Origin of the sequence: Shewanella khirikhana (genome assembly GCF_003957745.1) — a bacterium.
Lineage (GTDB): Bacteria > Pseudomonadota > Gammaproteobacteria > Enterobacterales > Shewanellaceae > Shewanella > Shewanella khirikhana.
Window position 1 is genome coordinate 740,395 of record NZ_CP020373.1, and the last position, 16,208, is coordinate 756,602.

A 16,208-nucleotide genomic window follows, 5' to 3' on the forward strand; every position below is an offset into this window, starting at 1 on the left:
ACTGCACGCGACTGATTTTTGCCTGTGTCACAAAAGTTTGTGATCCCGTACATACTCCCGGGAGGCCGTGCTATTGTCTGAATTCAGGAATGCCAATCAATTTCAGGAGAAAAACATGGCTTCACTGCGCCCATTACTGCTGGCAGCAGCCCTTGGTGTGGCATTGCCCGCTTGTCAAAGCACTGAGCCGCCGAAGGAGATAACCCTGGCTGAGGCCAACCCGGTCATGCTGACACTGTTTTCTTTAAAAACCCTGTCGGCCTTCGAGATTGCGGTGCCCGATAGTAACGCCAAGGCCCCACTCAGCAAATTTATCGAGGGCCATGGGCAAAAATTTGTGATTGGTGAATATGTTGACGGGCCGGTGCGCGGCAATGTGGCGCTGGATTACACCAGGATGCAGGCGCTCAATGCTCCGTTTAACAATACCCAACTGCTGCTGGCGCCCTTTGTGGTGTCCAATCAGGGCTCGGGCAGTTTCTGGTATCTGGGACTCTTTTCCTTTGATATTCCCAAAGGAACGATTCGCCAGTTGGACGCCAGCTTTCTGGGGGACAGGATTGCGGTGCAAAACCTCAATGTTGGCAGCCGGAGCCTGCTGCCTGTGAGTATTAATGCGGAGCTGTTGGTACATGGTCCACAGCAGTCGATGGCTGAGCCACCGCGGCTGTTGGAAATTCGCCGTCTGAATGTGACGGCGGATGGCAAGTTAATGGCAGATCAATAATTATTCGACTTCGAGCTCAATGTCAGTGCAGCCCTTGGCGCAGCGAATATGGCCCAGGATCTGGGTGTCGGCCTTGCCCGGCATCGAGGCTGACAGCGGTTTGCCGCACTTCTCACAGGGAATGGTTTGCCCGGCCAGCAGTGCCTTGATCAGTCGCTTCTGACTATTGAATGACTGGCTGCTGCTTTTGTTGATAAGGCTGAAATCGGTCATGGTGTTTGCCCACAATTACTCTGTTGTGGGCAATTATACCCATGGCCGGGTGTTTGTGTCCGTGAAAACTGCATTTTGCTGAAAAGGCGGGCAATCCGCCTCGAAGCGGTGCACAATGCAAGCCGTTCACAGGAGGAGAATGCATGAAAATGAGATTGAAATTCAGGGACGTAACACTGGCTGTGGCATTGTTTGGCGCTTTGTCCGCTGTATCATTCACAGGAGTCGCCCAGGCGGAGTTGGCGCTGGCCGATTCAGATTTAATCGATACAGCGCCGACTGGCCCGCAAACGGCAGAAAAACCGGCCGCTGAGGCAACAGCGCCCAGCCAGATCATCACACTCAACGGCAGCTGGACCCTGGTGTCTGGCCGCTATCTTGATGGCGAAGGCAAGTGGATTGACTATGCCAGCCTGGGGCTCAGCGCCATCAAGGTTATTTCAAACGGCTATTTCAGTTTTACCACCATGAAAACCGTGAAAAACAAAACTGAGTTTTGGGCCGCCGGCGCCGGTGAATATCGTCTCGAAGGCAATCAGTACACCGAGTACCCATCGCTGAACTCGTTCAACGTGCCCAAGGGGCAGGGGTTTGGTTTTGAAATTGAGCTTATCGGCAACGAATGGCACACCCGCAGAGTGGAAGATGGCGTTCTTAAAGAAGAGGAAGTCTGGCGCCGCCTGGACTGAAATTCACCGATAAAAAGCGCGAAAATCGGCCCAAAAACAAAGTGTTTTGACCGAATTCCCGCCTTTACAGTCTCCCATCGGCTCCCTACACTGGCGCAATGCTGATGGGGGAATCGCATTATGTCCGTTGGGGCCTGGCTTAAGTTATTGCTGCTTTCCGCGATTTGGGGAGCATCCTTTCTGTTTATTCGCATTGGTGTGACCGAACTTGGCCCCGCGTGGCTGATGTTTTTGCGGGTCACCTTTGCGGCTTTATTTTTGCTCGGCGGCGCCTTTTATCTGAAAAAGGCACTGATTGGCAGCGCGCCACTGAAGCACTTTATTATTCTTGGTGGCATTAATACTGCGCTGCCGTTTCTGCTGTATGGCTTCGCTGCCACCGAACTTGCGGCGTCCTTGATGTCGGTGCTGAACGCCACGGCGCCGCTGTGGAGTACTTTGCTGCTGGCCATCTGGCAGCGCGCCATGCCTAAAGGAGCGGCGCTCGGTGGTCTGGTAACCGGTTTTTGCGGTGTGGTGCTGCTGGCCGGGGTTGAAAGTCTGTCGCTGTCGAGTCAGGGGTTGTGGGCGCTGGCAGCCGGGCTGGCTGCCGCCATCTGTTACGCCATCGCCAGCATCTACACCAAGGCCTCCAGCCACGGCAGTGCCTACAGTAATGCCCACGGCTGCATGTGGGCGGCAAGCGCCTGGTTGTTGCCAACGCTGCTGTTTGCCACGCCCCCGGCGGCCATGCCATCCATTGGCACCATGGCGGCGGTCGTCACCCTGGGGGTGCTGTGCAGCGGCGTGGCTTATCTTTTGTATTTCCGCCTGATTGATGATGTGGGCGCCACCTCGGCATTAACCGTTACTTTTCTTATTCCTGTGTTTGGCATTCTGTGGGGCGCCTTGTTCCTTGGCGAGCATATCGGTTGGCACACTGTGGTCGGCACCGCCATTATTTTGCTTGGCACGGCTATCAGCACCGGCAGTGTGCCCCGCTTGCGCCGTTTGGCCGGAGAAAGCTGATGGACTTTATCGTTGATGAATCTGCGGCTTTTGCTGACGAAGTGAAATTACAGATTGCTGCCTTTAACGCTGCGCATTGGGATGCCAGCTTGCGCCGTGCCATTGGCTTTAAAAAGCTTGGCGGCGAGGGCGAACTGCTGGCAGGCATTGCCGGGCGCACCTTTGGCAACTGGTGCATGATTGATAACTTTTGGGTATCGGCAACGCTGCGAGGGCAGGGCGTTGGCAGCGCCATGCTGCAAACGGCGGAGGATGAGGCCCGAACCCGCGGTTGCCGCTGGTTATTGCTGGATACCCTGGAATTTCAGGCACCGGCGTTTTATCGTCGCCGCGGTTATTGTGAGGTGTGGTGCCAGCAGGATTACCCGGTTGAAGGTGGCAAGCGCCGGTATCTGGTCAAGACCTTGTAAGTTGCTGGTTTATTAACAAAAAACAAAGCCGCCTGAGGGCGGCTTTATGTTAGCTCAGGCCAATCAATACTTGGCTTCGAAGGTCAGCCACAGCTTGTCTGCATCGTTGCTGAAGGCGTAGCCTGCGTCAGCACCCGAGAAGCTCGCGTACTTGGCGCCCACGCTGTAGTGCTTGGCGAAGGGGTAGGTCACGCTCACGCCCCATTCGTCGCCCATGTCGATGTTGTCTACATCGGATTCAAACTGATGGTATACCGCCAGCAGTTTCACCCCGGCAACCGCGCCGCCCACGCTGAAGTAGAGATCCTGAATACCCTTGTCCCAGTTACCGGCGCCGCCGAACAGGAACTTATCGGTCCAGCCCTGGAAGGCGTGCAGGGTGGCGAGTGGCGTGATAAAGCCGGCGTTGCCATTGTCTGAGCCCAGCACTTCATAACCCAGCTTGGCAGTGACGCCGCTAAAGCCCAGTGAGGCTTCTGCCAGCTGATAGTCGGCATCGTAAGACAGGGTATTGTTGCCGCCGTCGCTCTGCTTGGCGTATTCCAGCGCGTAACCCAGTTTCAGGCTGCCCACATCGCCTTTACCGGTCAGGCGCACACCATAGGTGTCGGTGGAGAAGCGGCTAACGTTCTGGTTATCGATAAGGTAGGCGTAACCCGAGATATCGGCCCAGTTGTTGGCCTTGTAGTTCAGGTTAAGCAGGTGAGTTTCGTTCTTGTGATCTGACTTGCCGGAGGCTTCGCTGAAGATGCGATTTACATTGTTGATGTAAGCGTAGAAAGCCGTCAGGTTGGTCACGCCCTTGGTTTGCACCGAGAAGGCATCATAGGTCTGCTCGTTCTGACGGAAGCCTACGCCACCGACAAAGCGCTGATTGTCCAGCAAAATGCGCTGGCGGCCATACTTGAGCACTGTGTCGCCCGGGGCCTTGTAACCAATAAAGGCCTGGTTGATTTCGGTGTATTCGTAGTCGGCAATCCAGGGCTCTTCATCGGTAGAGCGCACATCATCAACTTCGGCCAGGCCAAAGAAGTTGGACAGATCACCGGTTTGATAGGTCAGGCGGGTGCGCAGGGAGGTTAAATCCTGGGTATCGGAAAGCTGGTCAACTTGCTCAAAACGGGCGCGGAACTGCACATTCACCTTGGCATCTTCAACCAAAGCCTTGCTGACAGGGTCGGCAGCGGCAACGTTGGACAGGCTGAGCAGGGCAGTGGAAACGGCTAGCGCGGCAGTGCTGAATTTCATGATGTCATCCTCGGGACTTTGATTGTTATCATTTGGGTGTTTCCTGTATGCGCGCATGTTATTGGCATGTTCGTCGCACGGTTTTTGATCTGGCACAAGTTTTCCCTGAAGTCGGGGTTTGTCGGCTAAAAGTGTGAATCAGATCAATGGCTTATACCTACATTGGCGTACCTCTAAGTGGGTATTTTTGAGCGATGCAATACGCTAACCTCAGCCTCCTCTAAAAACGGCTATGCGCATTGCAATGCGCTGGATGCGCCTTACAATGGCTCAAAAAGCACAATAAGGATCCCCCGTGAAATTTGCCCGCCCGACTAGTGCGCGTCCGGTTATTGCCAGCGCGATTGCGACCTGCACCTTGCTGTTTAGCCAATTGCCGTTGCAGGCTGCGCCGCTGACTTTCGATGAAACCGCATTCCGCGAAGACGTGAAAACCCTTGCCAGCGACGCCTTTGGCGGCCGCGCGCCCCTCTCCGATGGTGAGCAAAAGACCCTCGATTACCTCACCCAGGCCTTTAAGTCGATGGGCCTGAAAGGGGCGTTCAATGGCGACTACCTGCAGCCGGTGCCCATGGCGAAAATCACCGCCGATCAGAGCATGGTGCTTAAGGTTGGCGAGCTCAGCTTTGCTTCCGGTGAGGATTTCACCGCCCGTACCCAGAGGGTGGTACCCAAGGTAGAGCTAAGTGGCAGCGACATGGTGTTTGTGGGTTATGGCATTAATGCCCCTGAATACGGCTGGAATGACTACGCCGGTGTGGATGTGCGCGGTAAAACCGTAGTGCTGCTGGTTAACGACCCGGGCTTTGCTACCCAGGACCCCAAGGTCTTCAAAGGTAACGCCATGACCTACTACGGCCGCTGGACCTACAAGTATGAAGAAGCGGCCCGTCAGGGCGCCGAAGCGGTGTTTATTGTTCACGAAGATGCCCCTGCCGCCTACGGTTGGGGCGTGGTGAAAAACTCCAACACCAATACCAAGTTCACCCTGGTTGATGGCAACAATAACCAAAGTCAGGTAGGGGTGATGGGCTGGCTGCAATATGCGGCAGCCAAACAAATCCTTGCCGCTTCGGGCCAGGATATTGAAGCACTGAAAGCGGCCGCCAAAGTGCCGGGCTTTAAAGCCGTGCCTTTGTCGGTGAAGGCCGATTTGACCCTGAATAACCATATCGAGCGCGCCGAGTCTCACAATGTGGCCGCTATACTGCCCGGCAACAAACAGGCCGATGAAGCTGTGGTCATGCACGCCCATTGGGATCACCTTGGCCAAACCGAGGAAGCGGGCAAAACCGTTATCCTCAATGGCGCCGTGGATAACGCCACAGGCGTAGCCGGGGTGCTGGCGCTGGCAAGGCACTTTGCCGCGCTGCCACAGACAGACAAACCCGGCCGCAGCATTATTTTCTCGGCCTTTACCGCCGAAGAAACCGGGTTGATTGGTGCCCAGTATTTTGCTGAAAATCCGCCGCTGCCCACCGCCAAGCTGGTGGCCTTTTTGAACATTGACGGCATGAATGTGGGCGAGGGCGTGGATTACATACTGCGCTATGGCGAAGGGGTGTCAGAGCTGGAAGCCATGCTCAATGATGCCGCCAAGGCCCAGGGCCGGCAGGTGAAAGCCGACCCCCGTCCACAAAACGGTTTGATGTTCCGCTCAGACCACTTTGCCCTGGCCCAGCAGGGGGTACCTGGGCTGCTGTTTATGAGCCTTGGCGATACCGACCCCGATTACATCGCCCACAAGTATCATAAAGGCGCCGACGATTACTCACCCGAGTGGCAGCTCGGCGGCGTGCAGCAGGACCTTAAGCTGATTGAGCAAATCCTTTCACGCCTCGCCAACGGCACTGAGTGGCCCAAGTGGCTGGAAGAGTCTGATTTTAAAGCCCGCCGCGCCAAAGATGGCCGCTAAGCACAATATTTGATGCAGTGAGTTAATTCCGCTGTATCAGAGAGTTGAACAGAACTTTGGTTCAGGACAGCTGTTAAAAGCCCACCATAGCGGGCTTTTTTCTTACTGGGATTTACAGCGCCTTGGTCATAAACAGGCTGTGGGGGTCTTCGCGGTAATGGCCGAAGGGGGCACAGACCTCGAAGCCGTGGGCCAGATACAGCCGCTGGGCGGGCAGGAAGTAATCGGCGGTGCCGGTTTCCAGATACAGGCGCTTAAAGCCGAGGCGTCGGCTCTCCTGTTCCAGATGCATCAGCATGGCGTGGCCAAAGCCGCGGCCGCGCAGGGCTCTGGTGGCGCGCATCGACTTGATTTCGCCGCTGTGAAAATCAACCTGTTTGACGGCGCCACAGGCGGCGAGGATGTCACCCTGCCACAGGGTATAAAAACGGATATCACCTTGCTTGAGCCTGGCCAGATCCAGCGCATGGACGCTGTCCGCGGGGGAGTTGTCGTACATGTCTTCCAGATGTTCGTGCAGCAATCTGGCAACGGCCGGGTGGCTTAAATCGTCAAGCTTGATATTCATCCCTAATACTCCATAAGTAGTGACATCAATATGGGCAAAGCAAAGGCCATGCCTGAATTCAGGATATTGATAGTTAAAGAGTTTTAGGTGTAACCCAGCACCATGAAGCACCTCGATTGGGAGCGGTGCACCTTTTCGGTGCAGCATCCTTCCAACTTTGAGCGTGCTGAATTAGCTGATAAAAACGCCGGGCAGTCGATTAAGCGGCCTGGAATGCCACTGTTGCGTCTGCCCGGCAGGGGAGAGAAGTGTTGATCAGCCTTGCTGACTTTGACGGAAGGCTGCCACCGGCAGGCCGCCTATGCCCCAGTTGTCCAGTTCCACTTCGTCAATTACCACCATGGTGGTGGCCGGAGACTTTTGCAGCACCTGCACCAACAGCTCGGTTACGCCACTGATAAGCGCCGCTTTTTGCTCGGCGGTTACCCCTTCACGGGTCACCTTAATATTCACGTAGGGCATGTTAGCTGTCCTTTTTCTCAATGATTTGAAACACCTTGGCGATGATCTGCCAGCGGTCGTTTACCCGTACCAGGGTCAGAAAATCCACAAATTGGCGGGACCCTATGGCGCAGCGCACCCGGGCGAAGGCCGTGTTGTCACCGGCAAATTCAATGGAATCGATAACATCCTGACGCGGCTCCCGGCGGCTTGCCGGTGACTGCCGGGTGGCAATTACCTCGCGGTAAGTGGGCATATCCCGCTGCAGAAACGGCGTTTCATCGGCGCTGGCGTAAAGGGCATCGGGGTGAAACACGGTATCGAACAGGCGCAAATCGCAGTGATACAACAGCTCAAAATAGTCTGATAACAGTGTCTGCACTTCGTCAAAAGGGCTTGGCATCAGGCTGGTTCCTCTTGGTTCTGGGGCTGGTTCTGGCTGGCACTGTTTGCGGCCGCAGCCTCAGTCTGTTTTTCCGGCAGCAGGCCTTCCTGCTGCATGGCCAGTATTGCATTGGGTCTGGCGCCGATTTTTTGCCACAGGGCAAAGGCTGCGGGCCAGTCTGCGAGGGAGACTCCAATAAACTGGCACCAGTTCAGAATGACAAAGGCGTAGATATCGGCCACGCTGAGACGGTCGCCAAGCAGGTAATCCCCAGAGCGGCTCAGTTTTTTCTCAAACAATGACAAACGCTTACGCAGCTTGGCTTCGGCCTCTTTGCGCGCCGCAGGGCTAAGCTCAACGCCGCTGAAAAAGGGGCTGAAGGCCTTGTGCAGCTCCGATGACAGAAAGCCAAGCCATTCCCTGAGCCTGGTGCGCTCAAGGCTTGCCACAGGCGGCGCCAGTTGGATGGGGGCAGTCTTACCAAGCGCAGCGGGCAAATCGGCCAGAAACTCAAGGATGGCGGCGTTTTCGGTGATCACTTCACCGCTGGCAAGCGCCAGCGCAGGCACATAGCCGCCGGGGTTGATGTCGCGAAATCGCTGCCCGGTCTGGGTAACGCCCCTGGCGGTATCCACCTGTTCCAGGGTGTAGGCGAGACCGAGTTCGTTGAGCACAATGTGAGACGCCATGGAGCAGGCGCCGGGTTTGAAATACAGCTTCATATGCAATTAATCCTTTAAGGCAGTTTGAGTGCTCTCTGATAATATCCATCAGAAAGTAGATTACTAGAAGTAACCTTGTTTTGCGGGTAGAATCGGGTTACCCCGAAGAAACCTGGTTACTTGTATGTCTTTGAAAGTGCGTTTGAATAAAAGCCCATCCCCCCCGGCGCCCTGCATGCTTACCGAGTGTATGGCGGTGATTTCCGGCGCCTGGGCGCCCAATGTGATCTGGTGTTTGCGGATGGGCCCGAGGCGCTTTAATGAGCTCAGAGTGGATATTCCGCCGGTGTCGGCCAAGGTGCTGTCGGCGCGTCTGACCGAGCTTACCGAGCGCGGCGTGGTCAGCCGTCATGTGCGGGATACCTCGCCGCCGTCGGTGGAATATGAGCTTACCGAGCTTGGTCGGGAGCTGATCCCGGCGCTGGATGCCATTGTCGAGGTGGGCCACAAACTCAAGACCAAGGGCTATCTGGTGCAGCAAAGCTGAGGCGTTGCCTGTAAGACGCAGGTCAAGACTCACAACAAGCTTCAGGCCATACTTTATTCAAGCCCCAGCCGAAACTGTGCGGGAAGCTTGCGCTACCCCTCGAGCTGTGCCCTGGCGGTCTCCGGCTTGGGGTCAGAAATGACCCAAAACCCGGTTTTTGTTCCCGCCGCTCGATTCGGTTAATTTTTGGCTGAGATGTCAAAGCAGGAGCCGACCGTGAGCAGACGATTTTTTGTATTAAGGCACGGGGAAACCCATTTTAACGTTGAGCAGAAATTGCAGGGCCACTGCAACTCGCCACTGACGCCAAAGGGGCGCGCCCAGGCCCGGGCGGTGGGCACGGCGCTGAAAGCCTATCTGGGGCCAGAGTTTCATTTTTACGCCAGTTCCCTCGGCCGCGCGGTGCAGACCGCCGAGATTGTGCGCGCCGCCCTTGGCTGCGCCGATACGCCCATCATCAAAGAGCCGCGGCTGATGGAGTTTTCTCTGGGGCTGTGGGAGCAAAGAACCGTACCCAGTATCAAGAGTCAGCACCCCGAGCTTGCCGGGGCAGGCGACTGGTATTTGCATGCTCCCGAGGCCGAAAGCTTTGATGAGGTGAGGAGTCGGCTTGCAAGCTGGCTGGCGCAGCTGCCGCCACAGGGCGACATAGTGGTGGTCAGCCACGCCCTGACCGGCATAGCGCTGCGGGGCATGCTGCTGGATTTAAGCTACGAAGACTGCTGGCGTCAGGATCTGCCCCAGGATGCGTTTTTTATCATTGCAGAGGGTAAGGTGACCCGCATCGACTGCACTGTTGATGTGGAGCTGGGTGTGGCCTGAGCTAAAAGCCCTCAGCGGATGAATAAGCGCCCTCAGCCATGAGTCGCACGCCCTGGAGCTATTTGCCGCAACTACACAGCACATCTGACAGCGCATCAGGCTGGTTAATCGGCTGAGGTAAAAATGTAATGCCTTGTTTATAAATGATTAAACAAGGCATTTATTCATCTTTCGTTAAGGATGTTGCCGCCACACTTGGGCCAAAACACCCACCGCAGCCGTTGCGGCGGGTATTTCCCAAGGCAAAGGAGACATCCATGACCTTTAAACGCACTTTTTCAATCGCCGCTGCCCCGTTCCTGTTGGGCCTTGGCGCCGTGTCTGCCTCCGCCAGTGGCGCCGATGTGTCGCTGGGGCTGAACGATGAGCGCGCCTCCGTGGCTCTTGGCGCCCATATCAACCCGCACACCAGGCTGGAAGGCGAGTATCTGTACGTGGACAGCGGCAATCATCTGCTGCAGGGCGCCATGCTGTTTACCCACAACGCCGGGCCGCACCAGTTTGAATTTGGCCCCATGGCCTCCCGCGTGTGGATGGATAACAGCCCCAATGGCAGCATGGTGTCGCTGGGCGGCAAGTATCAGCTGGCCCTGGGTAATGGCCTGGCGCTGAAGGCATCCGGTTTTATCAGCCCTTCGGTGCTGAGTTTTTCCGGTGTCGATGGCCACTATCAGTGGAGCACGGCCGTGGGTTACGAGCTGAACCCGAACCTTGGCTTTGAAGCCGGCTATCGGCAAATCCATATTCAGTACGATGACCACAGAAACCGCGACCTCGAAGACGGCTTTTATGTGGGAGCCAACTTCCGCTTTTAGTCGATTAATCAGTTCGTTAATAAAAAACGCCGCGGGTTTTGCCTGCGGCGTTTTTGTTTTGAGCTTAGCGCTTTTGGTAAACAGGCAGCGGTAGATAAGCAGCGGTAAACAGGCTGCGGTGAACAGGCAGCGGCGAACAGGCTGTCGCTAACAGGCCTTGGCTGACAAACAGTCGCTTAAAGACATCGACTCAGTGTAAAGACATCGATTCAGCGCAAATGGCTCAGAGCGCCTTTAAGCGTACCGCCGCGCCGCCACCTTCGGCCAAATGCAGGATGAGGGTATCGCCGCTGCGCACCTTTTGCTTTTTGATGTCAATCTCGTAGGGGCGCCATTTCCATTCGGCGTCTTTGCCGTCCTGATAAATCTGCGCCTCAAAGGTTTTGCCGGGCTCGAGGAAATCGAGCTTCACTGTTACATCGCGGGCCTGCTCGTCGGTCACTGCGCCAAGATACCAGTCGTTGCCGCTGTACTGGCGCGCCTTGCGCTCTTTACGGGCCATCACCACAAAGTCGCCCACCTCACCATCGAGGGCAATGCTCTGCTCCCAGTCGGTGGGTACGTCTTTGATAAATTGAAAGGCGTCGGGGCGTTTTAAGTAGTTCTCAGGCAGGTCGGCCGCCATCTGAATCGGGCTGTAGAGCACCACATACAGCGCCAGCTGCTTGGCGAGCGTGCTTTGTGGACGGTTTGTGTTGTCGCCAAGGCCGTTAAAGCTCATATCGAAAATGCCGGGGGTAAAGTCCATCGGCCCTGCCAGCATGCGGGTGAACGACAGCATGGCAATGTGCTCTGGCGGGTTGGGCGGCGTGCCCCAGGCATTGTATTCCTGACCACGGGCACCCTCGCGGGCAAGCCAGTTGGGGTAGGTGCGCCTTAGCCCCGTGTCCTTGATGGGCTCGTGGGTGTTGATGCTTATCTGGTATTTGGCGGCGGTTTTCACGTTATCCAGGTATTCGCCCACCATAAACTGGCCGTCGTGCCACTCGAAGCGCTCAAGGCCGTTTTCATCGATGCGCTTGATGTTACCGCCATCGGCCACGTAGCCGGTTTTCACCTGGCTGACCCCCATCTTTTGGTACAGGTCAAAGGCGCCATCCCACTGTTTGCGGTAGTTGCTGACGCTGCCGGAGGTTTCGTGGTGGCCAATAAGTCTGGCGCCCACCTCGCGGCCATAATCGGCAATCGCCTGAATATCAAAGTCGGCAAAGGGCTCAGTAAAGCTGAACAGATCGCCATTGTGGAACCAGTCGCCGTCCCAGCCGATATTCCAGCCTTCTACCAACACCCCATCAAAGCCATTGTCGGCGGCAAAGCGCAGGTATTTTTTGGTCTCAGCTGTGGTGGCGCCATGTTTGCTGCCACTGCCCCAGGTGTTTTGGTTAATGTGCATGCCCCACCAAATACCCACGTATTTGCCGGGCTGCACCCAGGAGACATCCCCAAGCTGGTTGGGCTCGTTAAGATTGAGAATAAGGTGCGAGTTAATCAGCCCTGTGGCCTTGGGCGCAATTTGCAGCGTGCGCCAGGGGGTGTTGAATTTGCCGTTGGTTTTGACCGCCACCCCATCTGACCAAGGCGTGAGCTCGGCAACAAAGGTGCCGGGGCGGCGCTGATTCAGGGTCATGGCGGCGTAGTCCACCAGAGCCGCTTCGTGGATGGCAATATGCACCCCGTCCTTGTTTTTAAAGGTAAAAGGCGTTTGCACCAGCGCCGCATCGGCAAGCTTGCTGTGCTGATAGAGATACTCATAGCGGTTCCAGCCACGGCCGGGGATCCACCAGGCGTCGGCCTTGTCTGCATCCTCCACCGCAAACTCGGTCAGCTCGCGGGTGATATTCAGCGGGGTATCGGCATCCACCTCGTAGCGAAAGCCCACCCCATCGTCGAAGGCGCGAAAGCGTACCTTGTAGGCCTGTTTGCTTTCTGGATGGCTAAAGCTTACCAGCAGCTCATTGTGTTTATCTTCAATGATGCGCGCCTCGCCCCAGGGCTGCTCCCAGCTGCTGTCCACTGTGGCTCTTTGGCTGTCTGAGATATCAAAACCGCCGCGAAAGTTGGCGGCATTGTTGAAGTCAAATCCCAGTCTGGAGGAGCCTATCACCAGCTTACCCTGAAACAGCACCGCGTAGTGGGGGGCGTCTTCGTCGCTTACCCTGAGTTCAATCTCGCCATTTGGGGATTTGAGGCTTAAGGTTTTGGCCTGCAATGGCAGGCTGGCAGCCAGTGCCATCAGCAGCAGTGAATAGCGCATGGGGGAGTCCTTGTAAGGTGTATTTTTGTTTGTGACCACCTTAGCCGAGGCGAGGGATGGGGGACATAAGCTGCATACGTATTCAGCCATTGAAGCAGATGTGATGCTGATGTGAAGCGACCCGCTGTAGCTGCGTGCATGCGCTGATACCGGCTATAAACAGTAAAGGCCGCGCGCCACCAAGGGAATGGCCGAGTAAGTCAAAGGTTGTGATTTTGCAGTGAATTTTCAGCTTTGCTTAAGCTTTGCTGAAACTATGCCGCCGCTTGTTGTATAACAGGGGGACTCAGGCAATCAGGAGGCCAGAATGAGTCAGGTACAAAACAGCACTGCGTCAATCAGCGATGCGCAGACCAGCAGCGCCGAAGCATTATCCCAGCAGGGCAGCGTTATCAAATCGGCGAACGCCGCAGTTCAGCGCGGCGTAGCCCGGGCCGATGGCAAGCTTAGTTTAACCGCAGCAAGCCTCGAATTTACCCCCTACAACAACCAGTTGGGCCTTGGCCCCTATCAGGTGGCGCGCGCCGAGATTGTCAGGGCTGAAAAGTGCCTCGGCAAAGGCGGCGGCTTTTTGCCCGTGACCACAGATGCCATGCGCATCACCTTAAGCAGTGGCGACAGCCTGGAGTTTATTGTTGCCAACCCGCAGGAGTGGATAGGCGCGCTTAACGGCTAATTTGCAGCCCTGCTTCTCGCTCGAAAGCCAGCTCTCATGTTGTTGAGCGCTGGCTTTTTGCTATCCGCACTGCCGCACCGCTGAAATCGAGAGGCTGTTGCAACAGCTCACGATTACCTCCTTTAACTATTGAAACCAGCGCCGCGACAGTGTTTGATAAAGCAGCAGCCCCCGCAGGAGACACCATGACCATCCGCATTCTGCTTAACGGTAAAAAGGCCGGTTTGGAGCCGGTACGCGCCGCGATTCTGGCCGCGAGGAAGCACGGCAATGTCGAAGTACGGGTCACGTTTGAGGGCGGTGATATCGACCGTCTGGTGGCTGAAGCCGTTGCCGATGCCTGCCCAAGGCTGGTAGCGGCCGGTGGCGATGGCACGGTCAACGAATGTGTCTCGGCGCTGATGCGCTTCGATGAGGCGAAGCGGCCCGAGCTTGCCATCATGCCCCTTGGTACTGCCAATGACTTTGCCACGGCTTGCAGCATTCCCATTGAGCTTGAACAGGCTCTGAGGCTTGCGCAAACCGGCGAGGCGCGTGCCATTGATTGCGTGAAGGTGACAGCGGGCGTAGAAGGCGCTGAGCACGCTGACGGCTGCTCTTTTGCTGAAGGCTCTTCTCATGCTGACGGATCTTCTCCTGCTGACGGCTCTTCGCTTACTGAAGGCTCTGCCCGCTACTTTATCAATGTCGCCAGCGGCGGCTTTGGCGCCAAGGTTACCGCCGAAACCCCGGTGGCACTGAAAAACTTTTTGGGCGGCGGCGCCTATACCCTGGCCGGCATAGTGCAGGCGCTGAGCTTTGCCCCCTATCAGGGCACTATCAAGTTACCCAATCAGCACTCCCAGGAGCATGTGATTGTGGGCGCCATCTGCAATGGCCGTCAGGCGGGAGGTGGCCAGCAGCTTGCGCCCAAGGCCATGTTAAACAACGGCTTACTCGATACCATTGCCCTGCGTCACTTCCCAATGGAGGCGCTGCCCCAGGTGCTGAGCGAGCTTGCCAATCAGGACACCGACGGCGAGTACGTGCGCCGCATCCGCACCCCCTGGGTTGAGTGGCACTCGGATGAGGTTATGCCTATCAATCTCGATGGCGAACCCATAGCTGCCCGCCGTATCCGTTTCGAGGCGATTCCTGCTGCCATCAAGTTGGTGCTGCCAACACTGTGTCCTTTGCTGCGATAGGGATTTCGCAGCCTTTCATCCTTCAGGAGATGTGCGCCTGCCGTTTATGCTGGTTGTTTGCACGTTAGCAGCACCCACCCACATCAGCGGCCGCTGAATGCCTGGCGGCGGGGTTTACTCTCAGTCGCGGGTGTCATTGGGTTTTTCATACCCGATAGCTTTCGGCAAAGATTGCCACCTTTAGTCGTATGCTGTACATTTGAGCGAATTGGTTAATAACCAAGTAAAACAATGGTTAAGGCATAACTGATTTAATGCTTTTTAACGCCGTGACGGTGGATTGTTGGTAGCAAAGGATTGCAGAGGTTTCTCCTTCCTTTACTCCCTTCTATATGTGTTTTCCAAGGCGCTGCCTTGAACCGTTTTTGGTTTGTGATTGCTCGGGTTTAACCCAACGGGGTTGTCGTTTGGTTTGTCGCTTTGCAAGCGACGGGAAGTCGTGGGTTTCCAACCCACACCCGGCCAAGAGGGGATCTACAGCGACTCCCCTCTTGGAACTCCCGCGCCGCCCCAACGAAGCCGAGCACTTTGGGCTTATGGGCTGAAAACGGCCACCGCGTCAGACGCTCATCCATGATTCGACTGACGCTGCCTCGGCATCCATGCCTCGGCTTGCCCGTTTCACTCAGCCCAACACCCAAAGCGGCTTCGAAGGGGAATAAGCGTGTCGTCCGACAGTGAGATGAACAATTTCATCTCACTAGCGTTTCCCGAATGCCTCCGGCCGCCACGCGGGGATTGGTGCAATCCTTTGGCATAGGTGTTTAGTAGTGAAAGAGTTGTGGGTGGTAGAAAGAGGATCTTGCAAGGTAGGACAAGGTTACAAGCTTGGATAACCTTACAAGGTCGTATGAGTAAAATGTTAGCCATCATAGGAGATTGTATGCCTCAAAGTGATTATTCTCAGGAAGAGTATCAAGCTGATTTTTTGGATAATAAATGTGTAACAAGACAGGCTTTAGATAGAGCTCTCGATACTAGAAAATTTGAAATAGAGCTGTATTGGAAGAGGGCAACTTACTTTTGGACGTTTATTGGCGCGACATTAGCTGGCTTTATCGCAGTTCAAGCATCAAGTATTGAGAACAAAACTGATCTATCGGTTGTTCTGTCATGTGTCGGGTTTGTATTTTCTTTCGCTTGGTTTTGCGTAAATCGTGGCAGTAAACATTGGCAAGAAAATTGGGAAAAGCATGTAGACATGCTTGAAGACAAAGTATCTGGCCCACTATACAAAGTTGTCCTTACTCGTGGTAAGCCTACAGGAAAACGTGAGCACTTGCGGCATTGGATGACAGGTCCCTCTCCACTGTCCGTTTCTAAAATAAACCAGTTAATTAGTCTTTATGTCTCTCTACTCTGGGGAATTTTAGTGTGTTACTCCTTACCGGAATTCAACCGAAATGCAGATATGAATTGGTTTTATGTTGGTGTTATTTTTCTTAGCATTTTGGCATGCATTTCATTTTTATGGTTGGCTCGCTCGTATCAAGGTGGCTTTTGGCACAATGCTACAATCCGAACCACGAAAATCAATAATGGCTATCAATAAATTTAAGAGTGATTCACAACGCTTGGCGCCCTCACTTCAAGCCAGTTTAGTGTTTATGGCACAATGATTTAGGTAAGGTGGTAGCGTTGTCC

General features: G+C 55.3%; 18 protein-coding genes. 11 read left to right on the forward strand and 7 right to left on the reverse strand.

The features are described from left to right. The first annotated feature begins 115 nt into the window (after positions 1-115). Positions 116-727, forward strand: a complete 612-nt coding sequence (locus STH12_RS03200) for a hypothetical protein (protein WP_126166223.1) — start codon at positions 116-118, stop codon at positions 725-727. On the opposite strand, the gene STH12_RS03205 is transcribed toward STH12_RS03200, so the two are convergent. Next, positions 728-940, reverse strand: coding sequence for a hypothetical protein (locus STH12_RS03205; protein ID WP_126166224.1), 213 nt, complete (start codon positions 938-940; stop codon positions 728-730). A gap of 143 nt (positions 941-1,083) precedes the next feature. Here STH12_RS03205 and STH12_RS03210 point away from each other — a divergent pair, with 143 nt between their 5' ends. From STH12_RS03210 to STH12_RS03220, 3 genes are all read left to right on the forward strand, one after another. After that, positions 1,084-1,629, forward strand: coding sequence for a hypothetical protein (locus STH12_RS03210; protein WP_126166225.1), 546 nt, complete (start codon positions 1,084-1,086; stop codon positions 1,627-1,629). Positions 1,630-1,749: 120 nt separating this feature from the next. Next, on the forward strand, positions 1,750-2,637 hold the full coding sequence (locus STH12_RS03215) for a DMT family transporter (RefSeq protein ID WP_126166226.1): 888 nt from the start codon (positions 1,750-1,752) through the stop codon (positions 2,635-2,637). Beyond that, positions 2,637-3,047 carry a GNAT family N-acetyltransferase gene (locus STH12_RS03220; protein ID WP_126166227.1) on the forward strand — a complete coding sequence of 137 codons (411 nt, stop codon included), beginning with the start codon at positions 2,637-2,639 and terminating at the stop codon, positions 3,045-3,047. The genes STH12_RS03215 and STH12_RS03220 overlap by 1 nt, the downstream gene beginning before the upstream one ends. A gap of 63 nt (positions 3,048-3,110) precedes the next feature. Here the strand turns inward: STH12_RS03220 and STH12_RS03225 are convergent, their stop codons facing one another. Next, a complete protein-coding gene (locus STH12_RS03225; RefSeq protein ID WP_126166228.1) occupies positions 3,111-4,295 on the reverse strand; it encodes an alginate export family protein in 1,185 nt (394 codons plus the stop codon). 358 nt (positions 4,296-4,653) lie between these two features. Here STH12_RS03225 and STH12_RS03230 point away from each other — a divergent pair, with 358 nt between their 5' ends. Continuing rightward, the gene (locus tag STH12_RS03230; RefSeq protein ID WP_237158844.1) at positions 4,654-6,210 is read left to right on the forward strand and encodes a M28 family metallopeptidase; all 1,557 of its coding nucleotides are present in this window, start codon (positions 4,654-4,656) and stop codon (positions 6,208-6,210) included. A gap of 112 nt (positions 6,211-6,322) precedes the next feature. Here STH12_RS03230 and STH12_RS03235 read toward each other — a convergent pair whose 3' ends face one another. The 4 genes from STH12_RS03235 to STH12_RS03250 all read right to left on the reverse strand — a co-directional run bounded on the left by STH12_RS03235 (position 6,323) and on the right by STH12_RS03250 (position 8,326). Next, a complete protein-coding gene (locus STH12_RS03235) occupies positions 6,323-6,778 on the reverse strand; it encodes a GNAT family N-acetyltransferase (RefSeq protein WP_126166229.1) in 456 nt (151 codons plus the stop codon). Between the two features lie 255 nt (positions 6,779-7,033). After that, entirely contained in the window at positions 7,034-7,240 is a 207-nt protein-coding gene (locus STH12_RS03240; RefSeq protein ID WP_126166230.1) for a tautomerase family protein, read from the reverse strand. A gap of 1 nt (position 7,241) precedes the next feature. Beyond that, positions 7,242-7,622: a nuclear transport factor 2 family protein gene (locus STH12_RS03245; RefSeq protein WP_126166231.1), complete on the reverse strand. Its 381-nt coding sequence runs from the start codon at positions 7,620-7,622 to the stop codon at positions 7,242-7,244. Next, positions 7,622-8,326 carry a glutathione binding-like protein gene (locus STH12_RS03250; protein WP_126166232.1) on the reverse strand — a complete coding sequence of 235 codons (705 nt, stop codon included), beginning with the start codon at positions 8,324-8,326 and terminating at the stop codon, positions 7,622-7,624. Before STH12_RS03250 ends, STH12_RS03245 begins: the two co-directional genes overlap by 1 nt. Before the next feature lie 175 nt (positions 8,327-8,501). Here STH12_RS03250 and STH12_RS03255 point away from each other — a divergent pair, with 175 nt between their 5' ends. From STH12_RS03255 to STH12_RS03265, 3 genes are all read left to right on the forward strand, one after another. Further along, on the forward strand, positions 8,502-8,813 hold the full coding sequence (locus tag STH12_RS03255; protein ID WP_218567770.1) for a winged helix-turn-helix transcriptional regulator: 312 nt from the start codon (positions 8,502-8,504) through the stop codon (positions 8,811-8,813). A gap of 216 nt (positions 8,814-9,029) precedes the next feature. Then, the gene (locus tag STH12_RS03260) at positions 9,030-9,635 is read left to right on the forward strand and encodes a histidine phosphatase family protein (protein ID WP_126166234.1); all 606 of its coding nucleotides are present in this window, start codon (positions 9,030-9,032) and stop codon (positions 9,633-9,635) included. A 257-nt stretch (positions 9,636-9,892) separates the two neighbouring features. Beyond that, entirely contained in the window at positions 9,893-10,450 is a 558-nt protein-coding gene (locus tag STH12_RS03265) for a YfaZ family outer membrane protein (RefSeq protein ID WP_164551132.1), read from the forward strand. Positions 10,451-10,673: 223 nt separating this feature from the next. Here the strand turns inward: STH12_RS03265 and STH12_RS03270 are convergent, their stop codons facing one another. After that, a complete protein-coding gene (locus STH12_RS03270) occupies positions 10,674-12,704 on the reverse strand; it encodes a glycoside hydrolase family 97 protein (RefSeq protein WP_126166236.1) in 2,031 nt (676 codons plus the stop codon). A gap of 307 nt (positions 12,705-13,011) precedes the next feature. Between STH12_RS03270 and STH12_RS03275 the strand changes: the two genes are divergently transcribed. The 3 genes from STH12_RS03275 to STH12_RS03285 all read left to right on the forward strand — a co-directional run bounded on the left by STH12_RS03275 (position 13,012) and on the right by STH12_RS03285 (position 16,116). Next, a complete protein-coding gene (locus STH12_RS03275; RefSeq protein WP_237158727.1) occupies positions 13,012-13,380 on the forward strand; it encodes a hypothetical protein in 369 nt (122 codons plus the stop codon). A 185-nt stretch (positions 13,381-13,565) separates the two neighbouring features. After that, positions 13,566-14,564, forward strand: coding sequence for a lipid kinase YegS (locus STH12_RS03280; RefSeq protein ID WP_126166237.1), 999 nt, complete (start codon positions 13,566-13,568; stop codon positions 14,562-14,564). Between the two features lie 883 nt (positions 14,565-15,447). Continuing rightward, the gene (locus tag STH12_RS03285) at positions 15,448-16,116 is read left to right on the forward strand and encodes a RipA family octameric membrane protein (protein ID WP_126166238.1); all 669 of its coding nucleotides are present in this window, start codon (positions 15,448-15,450) and stop codon (positions 16,114-16,116) included. Positions 16,117-16,208: the final 92 nt, after the last annotated feature.